The organism is Pseudocitrobacter sp. 73 (assembly GCF_008369545.1).
Classification (GTDB): domain Bacteria; phylum Pseudomonadota; class Gammaproteobacteria; order Enterobacterales; family Enterobacteriaceae; genus Pseudocitrobacter; species Pseudocitrobacter vendiensis.
On the sequence record NZ_VTZO01000010.1, the window covers coordinates 232,520 to 251,082 of the forward strand.

The 18,563-nt window shown below is 54.0% G+C and carries 18 protein-coding genes and 1 tRNA gene; 11 read left to right on the forward strand and 8 right to left on the reverse strand.

Translation table 11 applies throughout. The features are described 5' to 3' along the window. Positions 1-59 precede the first annotated feature (59 nt). Entirely contained in the window at positions 60-1,307 is a 1,248-nt protein-coding gene (gene amiC / locus F0Q32_RS12820) for an N-acetylmuramoyl-L-alanine amidase AmiC (protein WP_149463376.1), read from the forward strand. Between the two features lie 90 nt (positions 1,308-1,397). Here amiC and F0Q32_RS12825 read toward each other — a convergent pair. Then, a tRNA-Met gene (locus F0Q32_RS12825) sits at positions 1,398-1,474 on the reverse strand. Positions 1,475-1,683: 209 nt separating this feature from the next. On the opposite strand from F0Q32_RS12825, the gene mltA reads away from it, so the two are divergent. Further along, positions 1,684-2,781 (forward strand): murein transglycosylase A, encoded by a 1,098-nt coding sequence (gene mltA / locus F0Q32_RS12830; RefSeq protein ID WP_149463377.1) that lies wholly within the window; start codon positions 1,684-1,686, stop codon positions 2,779-2,781. Between the two features lie 140 nt (positions 2,782-2,921). Beyond that, positions 2,922-3,734, forward strand: a complete 813-nt coding sequence (gene tcdA / locus F0Q32_RS12835; RefSeq protein WP_149463378.1) for a tRNA cyclic N6-threonylcarbamoyladenosine(37) synthase TcdA — start codon at positions 2,922-2,924, stop codon at positions 3,732-3,734. Here tcdA and csdE read toward each other — a convergent pair. Both csdE and csdA read right to left on the reverse strand, forming a co-directional pair. Beyond that, positions 3,719-4,168, reverse strand: a complete 450-nt coding sequence (gene csdE, locus F0Q32_RS12840) for a cysteine desulfurase sulfur acceptor subunit CsdE (protein WP_149463379.1) — start codon at positions 4,166-4,168, stop codon at positions 3,719-3,721. The genes tcdA and csdE overlap by 16 nt on opposite strands. Next, the gene (gene csdA / locus F0Q32_RS12845) at positions 4,168-5,373 is read right to left on the reverse strand and encodes a cysteine desulfurase CsdA (protein WP_149463380.1); all 1,206 of its coding nucleotides are present in this window, start codon (positions 5,371-5,373) and stop codon (positions 4,168-4,170) included. The genes csdE and csdA overlap by 1 nt, the downstream gene beginning before the upstream one ends. Positions 5,374-5,565: 192 nt before the next feature. Here csdA and F0Q32_RS12850 point away from each other — a divergent pair, with 192 nt between their 5' ends. The 4 genes from F0Q32_RS12850 to rlmM all read left to right on the forward strand — a co-directional run bounded on the left by F0Q32_RS12850 (position 5,566) and on the right by rlmM (position 8,569). Beyond that, positions 5,566-5,793, forward strand: coding sequence for a YgdI/YgdR family lipoprotein (locus tag F0Q32_RS12850; RefSeq protein ID WP_015963218.1), 228 nt, complete (start codon positions 5,566-5,568; stop codon positions 5,791-5,793). A 350-nt stretch (positions 5,794-6,143) separates the two neighbouring features. Then, positions 6,144-7,061: a glycine cleavage system transcriptional regulator GcvA gene (gene gcvA / locus F0Q32_RS12855; protein ID WP_015963219.1), complete on the forward strand. Its 918-nt coding sequence runs from the start codon at positions 6,144-6,146 to the stop codon at positions 7,059-7,061. Positions 7,062-7,080: 19 nt separating this feature from the next. Continuing rightward, positions 7,081-7,476, forward strand: coding sequence for a DUF423 domain-containing protein (locus F0Q32_RS12860; protein ID WP_108477165.1), 396 nt, complete (start codon positions 7,081-7,083; stop codon positions 7,474-7,476). Beyond that, positions 7,469-8,569 carry a 23S rRNA (cytidine(2498)-2'-O)-methyltransferase RlmM gene (gene rlmM, locus F0Q32_RS12865; protein ID WP_149463381.1) on the forward strand — a complete coding sequence of 367 codons (1,101 nt, stop codon included), beginning with the start codon at positions 7,469-7,471 and terminating at the stop codon, positions 8,567-8,569. The genes F0Q32_RS12860 and rlmM overlap by 8 nt, the downstream gene beginning before the upstream one ends. A gap of 116 nt (positions 8,570-8,685) precedes the next feature. On the opposite strand, the gene xni is transcribed toward rlmM, so the two are convergent. The 5 genes from xni to queF form a co-directional block, all read right to left on the reverse strand. Continuing rightward, the gene (gene xni / locus F0Q32_RS12870; protein ID WP_149463382.1) at positions 8,686-9,441 is read right to left on the reverse strand and encodes a flap endonuclease Xni; all 756 of its coding nucleotides are present in this window, start codon (positions 9,439-9,441) and stop codon (positions 8,686-8,688) included. A 129-nt stretch (positions 9,442-9,570) separates the two neighbouring features. Continuing rightward, positions 9,571-10,938, reverse strand: coding sequence for an L-serine ammonia-lyase (locus F0Q32_RS12875; protein ID WP_149463383.1), 1,368 nt, complete (start codon positions 10,936-10,938; stop codon positions 9,571-9,573). A gap of 60 nt (positions 10,939-10,998) precedes the next feature. Next, positions 10,999-12,288 carry an HAAAP family serine/threonine permease gene (locus tag F0Q32_RS12880; protein WP_149463384.1) on the reverse strand — a complete coding sequence of 430 codons (1,290 nt, stop codon included), beginning with the start codon at positions 12,286-12,288 and terminating at the stop codon, positions 10,999-11,001. A gap of 562 nt (positions 12,289-12,850) precedes the next feature. Further along, positions 12,851-14,215, reverse strand: a complete 1,365-nt coding sequence (gene ppnN, locus F0Q32_RS12885; protein WP_149463385.1) for a nucleotide 5'-monophosphate nucleosidase PpnN — start codon at positions 14,213-14,215, stop codon at positions 12,851-12,853. A gap of 241 nt (positions 14,216-14,456) precedes the next feature. Beyond that, a complete protein-coding gene (queF, locus tag F0Q32_RS12890; protein WP_149463386.1) occupies positions 14,457-15,302 on the reverse strand; it encodes an NADPH-dependent 7-cyano-7-deazaguanine reductase QueF in 846 nt (281 codons plus the stop codon). 68 nt (positions 15,303-15,370) lie between these two features. On the opposite strand from queF, the gene syd reads away from it, so the two are divergent. The 4 genes from syd to F0Q32_RS12915 all read left to right on the forward strand — a co-directional run bounded on the left by syd (position 15,371) and on the right by F0Q32_RS12915 (position 18,168). Next, positions 15,371-15,916: a SecY-interacting protein gene (gene syd / locus F0Q32_RS12895; protein ID WP_149463387.1), complete on the forward strand. Its 546-nt coding sequence runs from the start codon at positions 15,371-15,373 to the stop codon at positions 15,914-15,916. A gap of 681 nt (positions 15,917-16,597) precedes the next feature. Further along, a complete protein-coding gene (locus F0Q32_RS12905; RefSeq protein WP_149463388.1) occupies positions 16,598-16,927 on the forward strand; it encodes a YqcC family protein in 330 nt (109 codons plus the stop codon). Then, positions 16,927-17,703 (forward strand): tRNA pseudouridine(65) synthase TruC, encoded by a 777-nt coding sequence (truC, locus tag F0Q32_RS12910; RefSeq protein WP_149463389.1) that lies wholly within the window; start codon positions 16,927-16,929, stop codon positions 17,701-17,703. Before F0Q32_RS12905 ends, truC begins: the two co-directional genes overlap by 1 nt. A 21-nt stretch (positions 17,704-17,724) precedes the next feature. Continuing rightward, positions 17,725-18,168: a flavodoxin gene (locus tag F0Q32_RS12915; RefSeq protein WP_149463390.1), complete on the forward strand. Its 444-nt coding sequence runs from the start codon at positions 17,725-17,727 to the stop codon at positions 18,166-18,168. The last annotated feature ends 395 nt before the right edge of the window (positions 18,169-18,563 follow it).

The window sequence follows — 18,563 nt, forward strand, 5'->3', positions numbered from 1 at the left end:
TTTTTGGTCAAACTTATTATGCGTAATACCAAAGTAAACATTATTGGCTCGGGAGAAGCATGTCGGGAAGTCAGTCATTTAGCCGCCGCCGCTTGTTAAAAGGGGCGGGCGCCATGTGGTTATTAAGCGTCAGTCAGGTAGGTATGGCTGCTACAAGCCAGGTGGTGGCCGTGCGCGTCTGGCCTGCGTCCAGCTATACGCGTGTGACGGTTGAGTCGAATCGGGAACTGAAATACCGACAGTTTGCGCTGAGCAACCCGGAACGTCTTGTCGTCGACCTTGAAGGCGTGAATCTGAACTCGGTGTTGAAAGGCATGACGGCGCAAATCCGTGCTGACGATCCTTTTATTAAATCCGCACGTGTCGGGCAGTTCGATCCGCAAACCGTGCGGATGGTGTTCGAACTCAAGCAGAACGTCACGCCGCAGCTGTTTGCGCTGGCGCCGGTTGCCGGATTTAAAGAGCGTCTGGTCATGGACCTGTACCCGGCGAATGCGCAGGATGTGCAGGATCCGCTGCTGGCGCTGCTGGAAGATTACAACCGTGGCGATCTCGATAAGCAGGTGCCGCCTGCGCAGAGTGGGCCGCAACCGGGCAAGGCCGGGCGCGATCGTCCTATCGTTATCATGCTCGATCCGGGGCACGGTGGGGAAGACTCCGGCGCGGTGGGTAAATATAAAACACGTGAAAAAGATGTCGTGCTGCAAATTGCCCGACGCCTGCGCTCTCTTATAGAGAAAGAAGGCAACATGAAGGTCTACATGACGCGAAATGAAGATATCTTTATTCCGCTGAAGGTGCGTGTGGCAAAAGCTCAGAAGCAGCGCGCAGATCTGTTTGTCTCGATTCACGCCGATGCTTTCACCAGCCGTCAGCCGAGCGGATCATCGGTTTTTGCGCTCTCAACCAAAGGCGCAACCAGTACCGCCGCGAAATACCTCGCGCAAACCCAGAACGCCGCCGACTTAATTGGTGGGGTGAGTAAAAGCGGCGATCGCTACGTCGACCACACCATGTTTGACATGGTGCAGTCGCTGACCATCGCCGATAGCCTGAAATTCGGCAAAGCGGTGCTTAAACATATGGGCAAGGTGAATAAGCTGCATAAGAATCAGGTTGAGCAGGCAGGCTTTGCCGTGCTGAAAGCACCGGATATCCCGTCGATCCTCGTCGAAACAGCGTTCATCAGTAACGTTGAAGAGGAGAGAAAACTTAAGACGGCAGTGTTCCAGCAGGAAGTTGCGGAGTCGATTCTGGCGGGGATAAAAGCCTATTTTGCCGATGGCGCGACGCTGGCGAGGCGATAAAGCACAGGAAGAGGGCGCTGCGGCGCTCTTTTTTATGGCTGGGCTAAATGACAGGCAAAAAAAAACACCCAAATGGGTGCTTGATTTTGTTGGTTGCGGGGGCCGGATTTGAACCGACGACCTTCGGGTTATGAGCCCGACGAGCTACCAGGCTGCTCCACCCCGCGTCCGTGGATGCGCACTATACTCTGCTCGCTTTCTGATGCAACTATTTTTTGATTTAAATGGTTATTTTTTCCGAAAACGCGTTAAAAAGCGTCAGTTCGGTTTGTTTTTTGTACGAAATTGCGTTCAGGGGACGTTATCACGTTTCAATAGGCCTGGCGGTTTGTTATCTTCTTCGGGCATTCACGATTTACGTAGAAGACGAGATACCATGAAAGGACGTTGGGCAAAGTATGTGGTGACGGGCGCAATGCTGGCGATGCTGGCAGCCTGTTCTTCCAAACCGACCGATCGCGGTCAACAGTATAAAGACGGGAAATTTACCCAGCCTTTCTCACTGGTCAATCAACCTGAAGCCGTCGGCGCGCCAATCAACGCCGGTGATTTTGCAGAACAGATTAATCAAATTCGCAGCGCGTCGCCGCGCCTGTACGGCAACCAGAGCAACGTGTATAACGCCGTACAGCAGTGGCTACGTGCCGGAGGCGATACGCGCAACATGCGTCAGTTCGGCCTCGACGCCTGGCAAATGGAAGGTGCCGATAACTACGGTAACGTCCAGTTTACCGGTTACTACACGCCGGTGATTCAGGCGCGCCATACCCGTCAGGGTGAGTTCCAGTATCCGATTTACCGTATGCCGCCGAAGCGCGGAAAACTGCCGTCGCGCGCCAGCATTTATGCCGGTGGCCTGAGCGACAGTTACATCCTGGCCTACAGCAACTCGCTGATGGATAACTTCATTATGGATGTGCAGGGTAGCGGCTATATCGATTTTGGCGACGGTTCGCCGCTCAACTTCTTTAGCTACTCCGGCAAAAACGGCTGGCCGTATCGCAGCATTGGTAAAGTGCTGATCGATCGTGGGGAAGTAAAACGCGAAGATATGTCGATGCAGGCTATCCGTGAGTGGGGCGAAAAACATAGCGAAGCCGAAGTGCGTGAGTTGCTGGAACAGAACCCGTCGTTCGTCTTCTTTAAACCTCAATCGTTTGCGCCAGTGAAAGGGGCAAGCGCGGTGCCGCTGATTGGTCGCGCGTCTGTGGCATCGGACCGTAGCATCGTTCCGGCAGGCACCACGCTGCTGGCGGAAGTGCCGCTGCTGGACAACAACGGCAAGTTTAACGGTCAGTACGAGCTGCGTCTGATGGTTGCGCTGGATGTGGGCGGGGCGATTAAAGGCCAACACTTTGATATCTATCAGGGAATTGGCCCGGATGCCGGACACCGCGCAGGCTGGTATAATCACTATGGCCGTGTGTGGGTGCTGAAAACCGCGCCAGGCGCGGGGAATGTGTTTAGCGGCTGATGCAGACACCCTCACCCTAACCCTCTCCCTGAGGGAGAGGGAACCGATTGTGCTCGCTTTTCTCCCTCTCCCTCAGGGAGAGGGCCGGGGTGAGGGTGAATCCTTACTCCGCTCTTTATGTTTTTCAACTCCGAGGTTCTATGTCAGTTGTCATCAGTGACGCCTGGCGCCAGCGTTTTGGCGGCACGGCGCGGTTGTACGGTGAACAAGCGTTGCAGCTCTTTGCGGGCGCGCAAGTTTGCGTGGTGGGGATCGGCGGCGTTGGCTGCTGGGCGGCAGAAGCGCTGGCGCGTACCGGTATTGGCGCAATCACGCTTATCGATATGGACGACGTCTGTGTGACCAACACCAACCGTCAGCTTCATGCGCTGACTGGCAATGTCGGGCAGGCTAAGGCGGAAGTGATGGCCGAGCGTATTCGCCAGATCAACCCGGAATGCCGCGTCACGGTGATAGATGATTTCGTTACCCCGGAAAACGTCGAACAGTATATGAGCGCAGGCTATGACTACGTGATTGATGCCATCGATAGCGTTCGACCTAAAGCGGCGCTGATTGCTTACTGTCGCCGTTATAAAGTACCGCTGGTGACCACCGGCGGGGCGGGCGGGCAAATCGATCCAACGCAGATTCAGGTGACCGATCTGGCGAAAACGATTCAGGATCCGCTGGCAGCTAAACTGCGTGAGCGGCTGAAGAGTGAGTTCAACGTGGTGAAAAACAGTAAAGGCAAGCTGGGTGTGGACTGCGTATTTTCCACCGAAGCGCTGGTTTATCCGCAATCTGATGGCTCAGTGTGTGCGATGAAAAGCACGGCAGAAGGGCCAAAACGAATGGACTGCGCCTCGGGATTTGGCGCGGCGACGATGGTCACCGCAACCTTTGGCTTTGTTGCGGTATCCCATGCGTTGAAAAAAATGATGGCGAAAGCGGAGCGTCAGGCAAGCGCCTGACGTGCAGCGTGCGTAACCGCCTCACTCAGGGCCGCGAGGCCCTGCGTGCGTGAGGCGCTCAACTGACCACGCAGCCCCAGTTCATCAAACAACGCCAGCGGGTCTGCTGTTGCTAAGTCACTCGCGCTACGTCCTTCTACCGCTGTCAGCAAGACCGCCAGCAATCCGCGCACAATTCTGCCTTCACTGTCACCAAAGAAATGCATTGCGCCATCCGGCGCAACACGATAGCCCAGCCAGACGCGATTTTCACAGCCGGGGATTTCCTGTGCCTGTGCTTTGAGATCGTCACTGAGTGCCGGAAGCTGCTTGCCCAGCAGAATCACCTGTCGGTATTTCTCTTCCCACTGCTGCAATGGGGCAAAAAGCTGGCGCAGCGAGTCGGGGGTCACGGTTGTGCCGAACGGATGTCCGGCGAGTAGGGAAGCTGTCATTAATCCACCAGTAATTCGAGCGCCCGATCAACAGCGTTGACCAGCGCGTAAACGTCATCCTGTGTATTATAGGGCGCAAAGGAAGCTCGCAGCGTGCCGCTTACGCCGAGTGCGGCCAGCAGCGGCTGTGCGCAGTGCTGCCCGGCGCGCAGGGAGATACCGTACTCTGCCAGCAGCGTAACCATATCGCTGTGGTGAACCCCGTTAAAATCGAAGGCCAGCAGGCTGGAATCCTGGCAGCGGAAGGAACGGAACCCCGGTCGCTTTGCCAGTTCGTCTTCCGCAAGCGTTGCCAGCCCACGGCTCCAGTTTTCTGCCTGCACGATATCGATATCTGCAAGCCACTCCAGTGCGGCGCTCAGGCCAATGACCCCCGCGACGTTTGGCGTACCTGCTTCAAGGCGATAAGGTACCGGTTGCGTGGTAAATCCGTCGAAGGTGACTTCACTGATCATCTTGCCGCCGCCAAGCCATGGCGACATATCGTCGAGAAGGTCGCTTTTGCCGTACAGCGCGCCGATGCCGGTCGGGCCATACAGTTTATGCCCTGAAAAAGCGTAGAAATCGATATCAAGAAGTTGCACATCCGCCGGGCAATGTACTGCGCCCTGGGCTCCGTCGACCATCACAACCATATTTGCCTGATGAGCAAGGGTAATGGCGCGAGCTAAATCCGGACAGCCGCCGGTCACGTTGGACATTTGCCCCAGCGCCAGAAGCTTACTGCGCGGTGTAATAAGCGAAGGCAAAAGGCTGAGATCGGGCAGACGATCGCTTCCCAGTGGGAGCTTAACGATTTTCGCCCCGGTCTGCTGCGCAACCATCAGCCACGGTACCAGGTTGGCGTGGTGTTCTGCTTCGCTGACGATTATCTCGTCACCTGCCTGTAATCGAGGCCGTGCATAACACTGTGCCACCATGTTGATGGCTTCTGTCGTACCGCGCGTCCAGACGATATTTTTACCGGAGGGCGCGTTCAGCCGCGTGGCAACCTTTTCTCGCGCCGCTTCATAACGCGCGGTCAGCTTTTGCGCCTCTGAAAACTGGCTGCGGTGGACGTTGCCTGCGCTGAGCGAATAGAAGTGCTGCGTGGCTTCAATGACGGCCTGCGGCTTAAGGGCCGTGGCGGCACTGTCGAGATAGACACCTGCGTCTGCCAGTGCAGGGAACTGGGCGCGAAACTGTGCGGGGTTAAAAGCGTTCATGTTATTCCTCGGTTCAGTTATACGATCGTGGCGTAAAACGGACCCGGTGACAAGGTTTGTACTAACCACCAGAATAATCTGGATATGCTGGCGAAATCTGACCAGTGACATATGCTAAATAATGTTAGGCAAATGTTTTTGCCTGTTACGGAAAATGAACTATCTGGCATAAATCGCTTAAAGGAGTAGAAGATGAAAAAGACTGCCGCAATTATTTCAGCTTGTGTAATGACCTTTGCCCTGGGCGCCTGTTCTTCCCCGAACTACGTCATGCACACGAATGATGGCCGTAGTATCGTCTCTGATGGTAAGCCGAAAACGGATGACGAAACCGGGATGATTTCTTACAAAGATGCCAACGGTAATAAGCAGCAGATTAACCGTACCGATGTGAAGGAGATGGTTGCCCTGGAAGACTAATGCCTGTTTACAGGCAAAAAAAAGCACCGCAATTGGGCGGTGCTACATTAATCACTATGGACAGACAGGGTAAATGTACAGGAAGTGAAAAAGGGTAGCGTTGCTACCGTGGTCTGAATCGCAGACCAATTGCAAACACAACAACACAACATCACAACCGTAAGCCAAAAGCCCATCAGAACACGCATTCCGAAAAAAGCTTCTCGTTCCGGCTCAGGAAGTGCCGCCACTATAGGTATTTGCTGGTAGAAGCTCAACGGACAATTTATAATGGCTCAGATAAAAAAAACTAATAGGTTAAACGTTGTTTCCTATTTGTTAAATCCTATTAACATTCGGGTTCTGGGACCATGTCGAAGCGATTGCCACCTCTGAATGCATTACGTGTATTTGATGCAGCAGCCCGCCATTTAAGTTTTACTCGCGCCGCCGATGAGCTTTTTGTGACACAGGCCGCAGTAAGCCACCAAATCAAGTCACTTGAGGATTTTTTGGGGCTGAAGCTGTTCCGACGTCGCAATCGTTCGCTGTTGCTCACGGAAGAGGGGCAGAGCTATTTCCTCGACATCAAAGAGATCTTTTCGCAATTAACCGAGGCTACGCGTAAACTACAGGCACGAAGTGCAAAAGGGGCGTTGACGGTCAGTTTATTGCCCAGTTTTGCCATTCAGTGGTTGGTGCCTCGTCTTACAAGCTTTAACTCAGCTTATCCGGGAATCGACGTCAGAATCCAGGCTGTTGACCGTCAGGAAGACAAGCTGGCTGACGATGTTGACGTGGCTATTTTCTATGGTCGCGGTAACTGGCCGGGGCTGCGTGTCGAAAAATTGTACGCAGAATACCTGCTGCCGGTTTGCTCACCGTTACTGCTGACGGGTGATAAAGCGCTTAAAACGCCGGCAGATCTCGCGAAGCACACGTTATTACACGATGCATCGCGTCGCGACTGGCAAACCTACACTCGTCAGTTGGGGCTTAACCACATCAACGTTCAGCAGGGACCGATCTTCAGCCATAGCGCGATGGTGCTGCAGGCTGCCATTCATGGACAAGGCGTTGCGCTGGCGAATAACGTCATGGCACAGTCGGAAATAGAAGCAGGCCGCCTGGTCTGCCCGTTTAATGATGTCCTGGTCAGTAAAAATGCTTTTTATCTGGTTTGTCATGACAGTCAGGCTGAACTGGGTAAAATAGCTGCCTTCCGGCAATGGATACTGGCGAAAGCGGCCAATGAACAAGAGACATTCCGCTTTCGCTACGAACAATAAATGAATGTAGGGTAATCGCATGACCAGCCGTTTTATGCTGATTTTCGCCGCCATTAGCGGCTTTATCTTTGTTGCACTGGGCGCATTTGGCGCGCACGTGTTAAGCAAATCTCTGGGTGTTGTTGAGATGGGCTGGATCCAGACCGGCCTCGAGTACCAGGCGTTCCATACGCTGGCGATCCTCGGCTTATCTGTTGCGATGCAGCGTCGCATCAGCATCTGGTTCTACTGGAGCAGCGTCTTCCTGGCATTAGGAACCGTGTTATTCAGCGGCAGCCTTTACTGCCTGGCGCTCTCTCATTTACGCCTGTGGGCGTTTGTTACCCCGGTGGGCGGCGTAAGCTTCCTCGCGGGTTGGGCACTGATGTTGGTCGGTGCTATTCGCCTTAAACGTAAGGGTGTTGTTCATGAATAAGGTTGTGCTCTATTGCCGCCCTGGGTTTGAGAAAGAGTGTGCTGCGGAAATTACTGATAAGGCCGCACGCCGCGAAGTCTTTGGTTTTGCACGAGTAAAAGATAACTCGGGCTATGTGATTTTTGAGTGTTATCAGGAAGGCGAGGCCGATAAACTGGCCCGTGAGCTGCCGTTTAGCTCACTGATTTTCGCCCGTCAGATGTTTGTTGTCGGTGAGCTACTCAAAGATTTGCCGCCGGAAGATCGCATTACGCCGGTTGTCGGTATGTTGCAGGGCGTGGTCGAGAAAGGCGGCGATCTGCGTGTGGAAGTGGCCGACACCAACGAAAGTAAAGAGCTGATGAAGTTCTGCCGTAAGTTCACCGTACCGCTGCGTTCGGCACTGCGTGAGGCTGGTGTATTAGCTAAATACGACACGCCGAAGCGCCCGGTGGTGCATGTGTTCTTTATCGCACCGGGTTGCTGCTACACCGGTTATTCCTACAGCACCAATAATTCCCCGTTCTATATGGGTATTCCGCGTCTCAAGTTCCCATCCGATGCGCCAAGCCGTTCAACCCTGAAGCTGGAAGAGGCGTTCCACGTCTTTATTCCCGCCGATGAGTGGGACGAGCGTCTCGCAAATGGCATGTACGCGGTTGACCTCGGGGCGTGCCCTGGCGGCTGGACCTATCAGCTGGTGAAACGCAACATGTGGGTTTCCTCGGTCGATAACGGCCCGATGGCACAAAGCCTGATGGATACCGGGCAGGTGACCTGGCTGCGTGAAGATGGTTTCCGTTATCGCCCGAGTCGCAATAACATCTCGTGGATGGTGTGCGACATGGTCGAGAAACCGGCGAAAGTCGCCGCGCTGATGGCGCAGTGGCTGGTAAATGGCTGGTGTCGCGAGACTATCTTTAACCTCAAGCTGCCAATGAAAAAGCGCTATGAAGAAGTATCGTCAAACCTTGCCCACATTGAGCAAGCGCTGCAAGAACATGGCATCAATGCAGAGATTCAGGCGCGTCAGTTGTACCATGACCGTGAAGAAGTGACGGTTCACGTGCGTCGCTGGTGGGCAGCGGTCGGTGGACGTCGGGACGAGCGGTAAGGCCCCCCTCACCCTAACCCTCTCCCGCAGGGAGAGGGAACCGATTGTGCATATCTGACAGAACTGAGCCGGTTTTCTCCCTCTCCCTGCGGGAGAGGGCGGGGTGAGGGGGAGTTCTATCGCATCAACCGCAACTGCTGCAAATTCCCATCCAGTTGTAGATTCGTCTCCAGTCGCGCAACGTCGCGGCAGATAAATGCCATCTCTTTATGCTCTTCCAGCTTTTTGCGCCACTTTTCCGGCACGTTATCCAGATGCGCGTAAATGCCTTCCAGCGAACCAAACTCATTCAGCAACTGCGTGGCGCTCTTTGGCCCGATTCCCGCAACGCCCGGTACTTTTGAACTGCTAATTCCCGCCAGCCCCCAGTAATCTGGCAACTGCTGCGGCGTGACGCCAAATTCGCTGGCGATAAATGGCGCATCCAGCCAGCGTTTCTGGAAGTAATCACGAATGCGAATCGTGGGTGAGAGCAACTGACAGTAGCCTTTATCCGTTGACACAATCGTCGCCTGATGCCCGGCCTGCGCGACTTTCACCGCAAGCGTCGCTGCAAGGTCATCGGCTTCACTGCCCGGTAGCGCCCAGCACCGGAAGCCGCGCTGTTCGAACGCTGTACGCAGTGCTGGCATCTCTTCTATCAGCGTGTTCGGCATCGGCGCACGGCCCGCTTTATAGTCGGGCAGACGCTGGTGCCGCCAACCCTGACCCCGCTCTTCATCATCAAACACGGCGACCACGTGCGTGGGTTGACTATGGGCAATCAGTTGCTCCAGCGCCCGCAGACACGTTTCACCGCAGGGAGAACCCTGTACGGCATGAATTCGGCGAATCAAGTTGAGTGCGTCGACGATAAGCAGATGAACGGACACCGGGACCTCCTTGTAACAATTGAGGCTAGGGTAACATTTGCATCAGGGGGAGGCTACGCGGGATAAAAAAACAGGAAGGAGACTCGCAAAAAACTGCCCGGCGCAGCGTGCCACCGGGCAGTTGGGGGATTAATCGCAGGCAACCACTTTCATTGCCAGGCCGCCGCGAGAGGTTTCACGGTACTTGGCGTTCATGTCTTTGCCGGTTTCATACATGGTTTCGATGACCTTATCGAGGCACACGCGCGGCTCGCTGGTACGGCGCAGCGCCATACGGGCAGCGTTGACCGCTTTGACAGAGGCAATCGCGTTACGCTCGATGCACGGCACCTGAACCTGACCGGCGACCGGGTCGCAGGTTAAACCGAGGTTATGCTCCATGCCGATTTCAGCGGCAATGCACACCTGAGCCGGGCTACCGCCCAGCAGTTCCGCCAGGCCTGCTGCGGCCATGGAACAGGCCACGCCCACTTCGCCCTGACAGCCGACTTCGGCACCAGAGATTGACGCGTTCATCTTGTAGAGCGAGCCAATTGCGCTGGCCACCAGCATGTAGCGCGCCAGCGAGTTGGCGTTCACTTCGCGGATAAATTTGTCGTAGTACGCCAGCACAGCCGGAACGATCCCGCAGGCGCCGTTCGTTGGCGCAGTGACGACGCGCCCGCCCGCAGCGTTTTCTTCGTTGACCGCCAGTGCGAACATGTTGATCCAGTCAACGACCGCCATCGGGTCACTGCTGATTTTATCCTGGCTGACCAGCATACGGCGCAGCGCGGCGGCACGGCGAGGTACGCGCAGTTTGCCCGGCAGAACGCCTTCGGTGGTGGTGCCATGTTCGATACCGCCTTTCATGACCGCCCAGACGTCAGCAAAGTGCTTTTCCAGCTCTTCTTTGCTGTGTAACGCCAGTTCGTTCTGCATCATCAGGCCAGAGAGGGAAAGCCCTGTCTCGCTGCAATGACGCTGTAAATCTGCCGCGCTGCTATAGGGATAAGGCACGGCGACCGGCGCTTCAGTCTGCTGACCGAAATGCTCTTCATCGACGATGAAACCACCACCGATGGAATAATAGGTTTTGCTGTAAACCGCTTTTTCGCCCACCAGTGCGGTGATGCGCATGCCGTTTTCATGCAAAGAGAGGTTGTCGGCATGGAAGTTCATGCACTTATCAACCGGGAATTCCACTTCGTGCTGACCGTTTGCCAGCAGTAAACGACCGTGGGTATTCACGTCCTGGATAAAGCCAGGAATGCTATCGATATCAACGGTGTCCGGCAGGTTACCCGCCAGGCCCATGATGATGGCGATATCGGTATGGTGGCCTTTCCCGGTGAGGGAGAGTGAACCATATACATCGACGACGACGCGGGTGATGTCGGTCAGGATCCCACGCGCAATCAAGTCGTCCGTGAATTGTTTGCCTGCTTTCATTGGCCCGACAGTATGAGAGCTGGAGGGACCAATGCCGATTTTGAAAATATCGAATACGCTGATCATGATGCATCCATTGCTGTAGGAGAAGAAGAGACGCGCCGCCCGAAGGCGGCGCGGGGGATATTAGCTGAACAGAGAGTAGAAGATAGCGGAGATAGCAATCAGACCCATAACCACAACGAAGACGTTGCTGATGTGGCCGCTGTATTTACGCATCGCCGGTACTTTCTGAATCGCATACATCGGCATCAGGAACAGAATCATCGCGATAACCGGGCCACCCAGGGTTTCAATCATACCCAGGATGCTTGGGTTCAGGGTCGCCACAATCCAGGTGGTAACCAGCATGAACAGCGCAGTGATTTTGTTCAGTTTGTTGATTTCGATGGATTTGCCTTTGCCACGCAGAGACTTAATCACCATCCCGTTGAAGCCTTCACGTGCCCCCAGGTAGTGGCCTAGGAACGATTTAGTGATAGCAATAATCGCGATGATTGGCGCCATCCATTCGATGAAGGAGACGTTAAAGTGGTTCGCAAGGTAAGACAGGATCGAGATGTTCTGTGCTTTCGCCGCCGCCAGGTCTGCCGGAGTCAGACTCAGTACACAGCTGAAGACGAAGAACATTACGGTCAGCACCATCATGATGTGTGCACATGCCAGAATTTTGGAGCATTTCTTCTCTGCGCCCTGGCCGTATTCTTCACGTTTCGCAACAGCGAAAGAGGAGATGATCGGCGAGTGGTTGAAGGAGAAGACCATAACCGGGATAGCCAGCCACAGCGTCATCCACAGACCGTTACCGGTAGAGGAGGCAGAGCTAAAGGACAGAGTTTCCAGCGCCGCACCACTCCACTGAGGGATAAGGTACAGAGCCAGCAGCATCAGGGCTGCAACGAACGGGAACACCAGAATACTCATCGCCTTAACAATCATCTGCTCACCGAAGCGAACGATGGTCATCATACCGACAATCAGAATCAGTGACAGAATCGCACGCGGCGGCGCGGTCATCTGCAGCTGGTGCGTCATGAAGCTTTCTACGGTATTGGTGATGGCTACGCTGTACACCAACAGAATCGGGTAGATAGCGAAGAAGTAGAGCAGGGTAATCAGTTTACCTGCGCCCACGCCGAAGTGTTCTTCAACCACTTCCGTGATGTCTTCACCCGGGTTTTTACCGGACAGCACGAAGCGGGTCAGACCGCGGTGTGCGAAGAAGGTCATCGGGAAGGCAAGGATTGCCATGATAATCAGCGGGATCATACCGCCGACGCCTGCGTTGATCGGCAGGAACAGAACGCCCGCGCCGATTGCTGTACCGTACAGACCCAGCATCCACATGGTATCTGTTTTGCGCCATCCGCTAGCGGATTGTGTTGACGCGATGGTGCTGGTTTGAGTGCTTTCCATCTGTATCTCCTGGAGGACTAAAATTGCCGGTTTTTAGTTAAATCCAATGGAATTAAGACCGACAGTAATATGAAATCTTTTCAGTGACGGTTTTTTTATGATTTTCCACCCATCACTACGACGGGGCGGAAAGATACATTTAACTGATGAATCTATCAGTGATCATGATCCCAAATGTAATAATTCACTCCTCTTCGCTGTGTTTGCAGTTCATCTGCCTGTGATTGTTATTTGGGCAGAAATTTATGGGCGCGAAACCTAGCATTAGCAGTATGGGTGGTAAATAGGCAGGAGTGTAAATACGCGGTTTGCACTGATAAAAGTGTCAAAAATAGCGTTTTAGACGGTTTATTTATCTTTGTTGTTAATAATTCACGCTTTGTGTGAAGCGCAAACGATTGAGGGAAAGCGATTAACGATAAGGGATTGTTGTCATTTTTTGTTCAACGCCCTCAGCACAAGTGAGGGGATAAACGAAACGGGGTGGCGTTTTATGCTAATGGATTCAATGGGCCAGAAGGGATAAGTCGCCCGGCGAGCGGGCGACGGTGTGACGGGCCTATCAGGCCATGATTTCGTAGCAAGGGATATAAGCAGAGCCAGGCAGCTTCATACGGTGCTGGGCGACGAAACCCTGTAAGAGATCGTCCATGCGGCGCATCATCTCTTTATCGCCGTGGATCTTAAACGGCCCATGCTCCTCAATGGCGCGGATACCGACTTCTTTCACATTACCGGCAACGATGCCCGAGAACGCGCGACGCAGATCAGCGGCCAGCACTTCAACCGGCTGGTCCGGATAAAGCTTCAGATTCGCCATGTTTTCGTGGGTCGGTTCGAACGGCATCTGGAGATCCGGTGCGATTTTAATCGACCAGTTAAAGCTGTAGGCATCGCCCGTATCGCGACGATTTTCTTTCACCAGCGGCATCGCTTTCTTCATCTGACGAGCCACTTCCGCCGCATCGTCGATGATGATTTTGTAGTGGCGACGTGCGTTTTCACCCAGCGTGTGGACGATAAACTCATCCAGCACGCGGAAGTAATCGGCGCTCTCTTTCGGGCCGGTGAGGATGAGCGGCAGCACCTGGTTCTTATTCGCCGGGTTCATCAGGATACCGAGCAAATAAAGCAGCTCTTCCGCCGTACCGACACCGCCTGGGAAGATAATGATGCCGTGAGCGATACGGACAAACGCTTCGAGACGTTTTTCGATATCCGGCATAATGATCAGCTCGTTAACCAGCGGGTTAGGCGGCTCAGCGGCAATGATTGACGGTTCAGTCATGCCAATGAAACGGCCTTCTTTGTAACGCTGCTGTGCGTGACCGACCGCCGCGCCTTTCATTGGTGCTTCCATCGCCCCCGGACCGCAGCCGGTACAAATGTTCAGCTCGCGCAGGCCAAGCTGATTCCCCACGCGACGCGCGTAGAGGTATTCATTTTCGTTAATGGAGTGACCACCCCAGCACACGACCATGCTCGGGGCTTCGCCGACGTGGAGCGCACGCGCGTTACGCAGAATGCTGAAAACCAGGTTGGTGATGTGCGTAGAGCTTTCCAGATCAAGATTCGGGAAGCGCACGGCGTTATGAATCTGGCCGTAAACGAACAGAATATCGCGCAGAACGGCAAACAGGTTCGCCTGCAACGAGCGAATAATATGGCCATCAACGAACGCCTCTTCCGGCGGGTTGATGAGTTCCAGCTTCACGCCGCGCTCGCGGCGCAGCACGTTAATATCGAAATTCTCAAAACGTGACAGCAGTTCTTTACTGTTATCGGTCAGGCTGCCTGAATTCAGTACCGCCAGCGAGCAGTTACGAAACAGATGGTACAGGTCGCTGCTGGCCGTGCGTTTAAGCATGTCGACTTCCAGCTGCGACAACATATCCATTGAGCCAAGCGGGCTAATATGTGTAATCAAGTGAGCTCCTTACGGGACGAGAATCGTCTTCCCTGCTGATTACAATAGCCTTGCCTGTAGGAATACTACAACCATCCTGTGTGGGAGAATGGTTGCAAATTGAGAAATTATTTAGGTTTGTGAGGAAAGGGCCTTCACCCCGGCCCTCTCCCACGGGGAGAGGGAGAAAACCGCGCTGAACGTAACAATGTGCACAATCGGTCCCCTCTCCCCGCGGGAGAGGGTTAGGGTTAGGGGGAATTTACTGCCTGACCAACCGCCCAATCGCCGGCACAAACTCCGTATTCGAACGCCACGGATTAATATCCAGCCCGCCGCGACGGGTATAGCGCGCATAGACGCTCAGACTTTCCGGCTTACAGAAGCGCAAAATATCGCTAAAAATACGCTCGACGCACTGCTCGTGGAACTCATTATGGTGACGGAACGACACCAGATAGCGCAGCAGCTTTTCGCGGTCAATCTGTGGCCCGCGATACTGGATTTGCACCGAGCCCCAGTCTGGCTGGTGGGTAATCAGGCAGTTGGATTTCAGCAGATGGCTGACCAGCGTCTCTTCCACTTTCTTGCTGCCGGTTGAGTTCAGCAGGTAATCGGCACTGAACTGATAGTTATCGATTTCGATATCCTGATTATCAATGCAGGTACCGTGGAAGTGGGCAATAGGCTGCCCTTCGATTTCATCCAGACGATAAAGCGAAACGGTGACATCGCCCTGCGCGCAGGCGCTGAGATCGCGCTCCAGCGTATGGCGGACATCTTCCCATGAGCCAAATCGCGTCTGGTTAAAACTGTTGAGATACAGCTTGAAGCTTTTGGACTCAACCAGGTTGACGGTAGTGTGGCTCAGCTCAACGTGACCCACCGCCACCTGCGGCAACCCTTTGGCGTTGAGCCAGGAGAGTTCATACAGCGTCCAGATGTCAGCGCCGTGAAACGGCAGCGCGTTGGCATGCAGGCCCAGCGGATCGCGGTTGAGGCTACGCGGAACGCCCTGTAATAACCCGGCATCGTAAGTGTCGCGGTAATCCGTTGATTTACCAAGCGTCAGGCCCGTCAGCGCCTGATGATTCTCATAAGAAGACATGTTTCACCGTTATAAAGCAGGTAGACTATGCGCCAAGTGTAACCTGACTAACCAGAAGAGAGAAATCGGTGGACCATCAGACCGCAGAAGCGCTTAAAGCCTTTACCCAACGTTATTGCGACGCCTGGCAGCAGCAGAATCACTGCTGGCCGCGCAGCGAAGAGCTGTTTGGCGTAGCGTCTCCCTGCATCGTTAATACCACCGACGACGCGGTTTTTTGGCAACCGTTGCCGTTTAGCGGTGAACAAAATGTAAATGGCGTTGAACGTGCGTTGGACATTGTGGTACAACCACCTCTTCATACTTATTATACCACTCAGTATGCTGGCGACATGGAAGCCCGTTTTGCCGGACAACGACTGACGTTGCTACAGGTATGGAGCCCGGACGATTTTCGTCGCGTGCAGGAGAATCTGATAGGCCATTTAGTCACTCAGAAACGCCTGAAGCTTTCGCCGACGCTGTTTATCGCCACGCTCGACAGTGAAATGGACGTGATTTCCGTCTGTAATCTGACCGGCGAAGTGGTTAAAGAGACGCTCGGCACCCGCAATCGCCAGACGCTCGCCCCCTCTCTTGAGAGCTTCCTCAATCAATTAGCCCCCGATTTGTAATCCAGTTTGCCCGAATGCTTGTGAGAGATCTCTTACAAGCCTTGTAGGAGATCGCCAGGCTGTAAGTAGGACAGGTACTGATAGATTATTATGTTTTCCTTATAAATCAGCTTATTAAGATTTTTCTTAGGCTCTTTCATATGAAAATGTCCTTACAGGATTGCCTGAAGGGCCCTTGTAAGACGGGGCGGAATAAGCGATTCTATGTCCGTCGACAAGAAGTCGCACAACGAAGTGAACATCAGGATGATGACACTTCAAACAGGACACACCAGGACGGTGCTTCAGGGATAGGCCTCAGGATGAGGTAAGTGGATACGCCAGGATGGTGTAACAAGGAAAGGCTTCAGGACGAGGCAAAAGGATAACGCAGGACGCGTTAAAGGACACCTCCAGGACGGAGAATGAGAGCCAGACAGGATGCCTGGTGGAGCAAGAAGTTCAGGACATACTCAGGGATTGGGTAGATTCGCATCGGGGTGGTGTGAGCAGGACGCAAAAGTTTACGGATGAACAGGTCGCAAGGCCGCAGGAAAAGTTGTCACGGACGAGCAGGGAGCACGAAAAGTAGCTGGAATGCTGCGAAACGAACCGGGAGCACTGTTTATACAGTGCTCCCTTTTTTTGTTTTGCGTCCGGCTGGTGTATCCTGCACGCGATTTTGTTTCTACCGAGGTAGCCATGACCCTTCACCATAATTTGCGCGAACAACTTCAGGCCATCGAAGCGATGCTGCGTCTGCATCAACACTGGCAGGATGAAGCGCCGCATGCCAGCAAATTTACCAGCGATCAACCCTTTTGCATGGACACGCTGGAGCCGCTGGAGTGGTTGCAGTGGGTATTGATTCCACGCATGCATCAATTGCTGGATAACGGTCAGCCGCTGCCGCAAAGCTTTGCCATCGCGCCGTATTATGAAATGGCGCTGGATGCACAGCATCCGCAGCGCGAGATTATTCTGCTGGAGCTGCAAAAGCTGGACGCCTTTTTTGCCGATGATGCCCACTGATGCTGGAAATAATTTACCAGGATGAGTGGCTGGTGGCCGTTAACAAACCTTCCGGCTGGCTGGTTCACCGCAGTTGGCTCGATCGCGATGAAAAAGTGGTGGTGATGCAAACGGTGCGCGACCAGATAGGTCAGCACGTGTTTACCGCACATCGCCTCGATCGCCCGACCTCCGGCGTTCTGCTAATGGGGCTTTCCAGCGAGGCGGGGCGTTTGTTGTCTCAGCAGTTCGAACAGCATCAAATGCAGAAGCGCTATCATGCGATTGTGCGCGGCTGGCTAATGGACGACGCGGTGCTCGATTACCCGCTGGTGGAAGAGCTCGACAAAATCGCCGATAAATTCGCCAAAGAGAATAAAGATCCGCAGCCTGCGGTGACGCACTATCGTGGGCTGGCGACGGTCGAAATGCCGGTCGCCACCGGGCGCTATCCAACGACCCGTTACGGGCTGGTTGAGCTGGAACCGAAAACCGGGCGTAAACACCAGCTACGTCGCCACCTGGCGCATCTGCGTCATCCGATCATTGGCGACAGCAAGCACGGTGATTTACGTCAGAACCGTAGCGCGGCGGAACATTTCGGCTGCCAGCGCCTGATGCTGCACGCCAGCTCGCTTTCGCTGACGCATCCGTTTACCGGCGAACCGCTCACGCTGCGCGCCGGGTTCGACGAGACCTGGATGCAGGCCCTGTCACACTTTGGCTGGCGCGGGCTTCTCCCCGATAACGAAAGGGTTGAGTTTGTCGCCAACAGCGGTCAGGATGAGAACATCTGAAAGTAAACAGGGAGTTAAATCATGGCTGAAGTAGGGATTTTTGTTGGCACCATGTATGGCAATTCGCTATTAGTCGCTGAAGAGGCACAGGCGATTCTGGGTAATCAGGGCCATACCGCCAACGTGTTTGAAGACCCGCAGATCAGCGAGTGGGAAGAGTATGTCGGGAAATACGTACTGGTGGTGACCTCCACGACCGGGCAGGGCGATTTGCCAGACAGCATCGTGCCGCTGTTTAACGATCTCAAAGATATGTATCAGCCGCATCTGCGCTACGGCATTATCGCGCTGGGTGACAGTACCTATGCTAATTTCTGCGGCGGCGGGAAAACGTTTGATGCGTTATTACAGGAACAGGGCGCGCAGCGTATCGGCGACATGCTGATGATCGACGCCAGTGAAAATCCTGAACCAGAGGGGGTGTCGAACCCGTGGGTTGAGCAGTGGGCAACATTGCTTAAGTAAGGTGTCGCCCTCTCCCTACGCAGAGGGCGTTCCCTTAAATCGCCAGTTCGCTGCACTAGCAGCTTTCACTATCTTATTCCTCATTCTCCCCATCCGCTTCGGGCGAATGCCAATATTTCCCCATTTAATAATGGGTTAGCGCGGTGCATTTTCACTGCGTCAAGAGAGCAGTTTCACACTCTGCCTTTCTCCTTGCTTGTAACGTGCATTTCCCGCCAACACTTTTCATTTCCGTGAGGTACCTTCCAGCGCGTTGTGCATAAGCCATAGATCTCTTTTATTTACCACGTGAATACTGTGAAGATGCACGGTGAGCCACAGGTATCCTCTTTTTATACTTCCTGAGCCAGTTATAAAACGCAGTCAGCAAGACATAACGACACGCTGCGATAAAA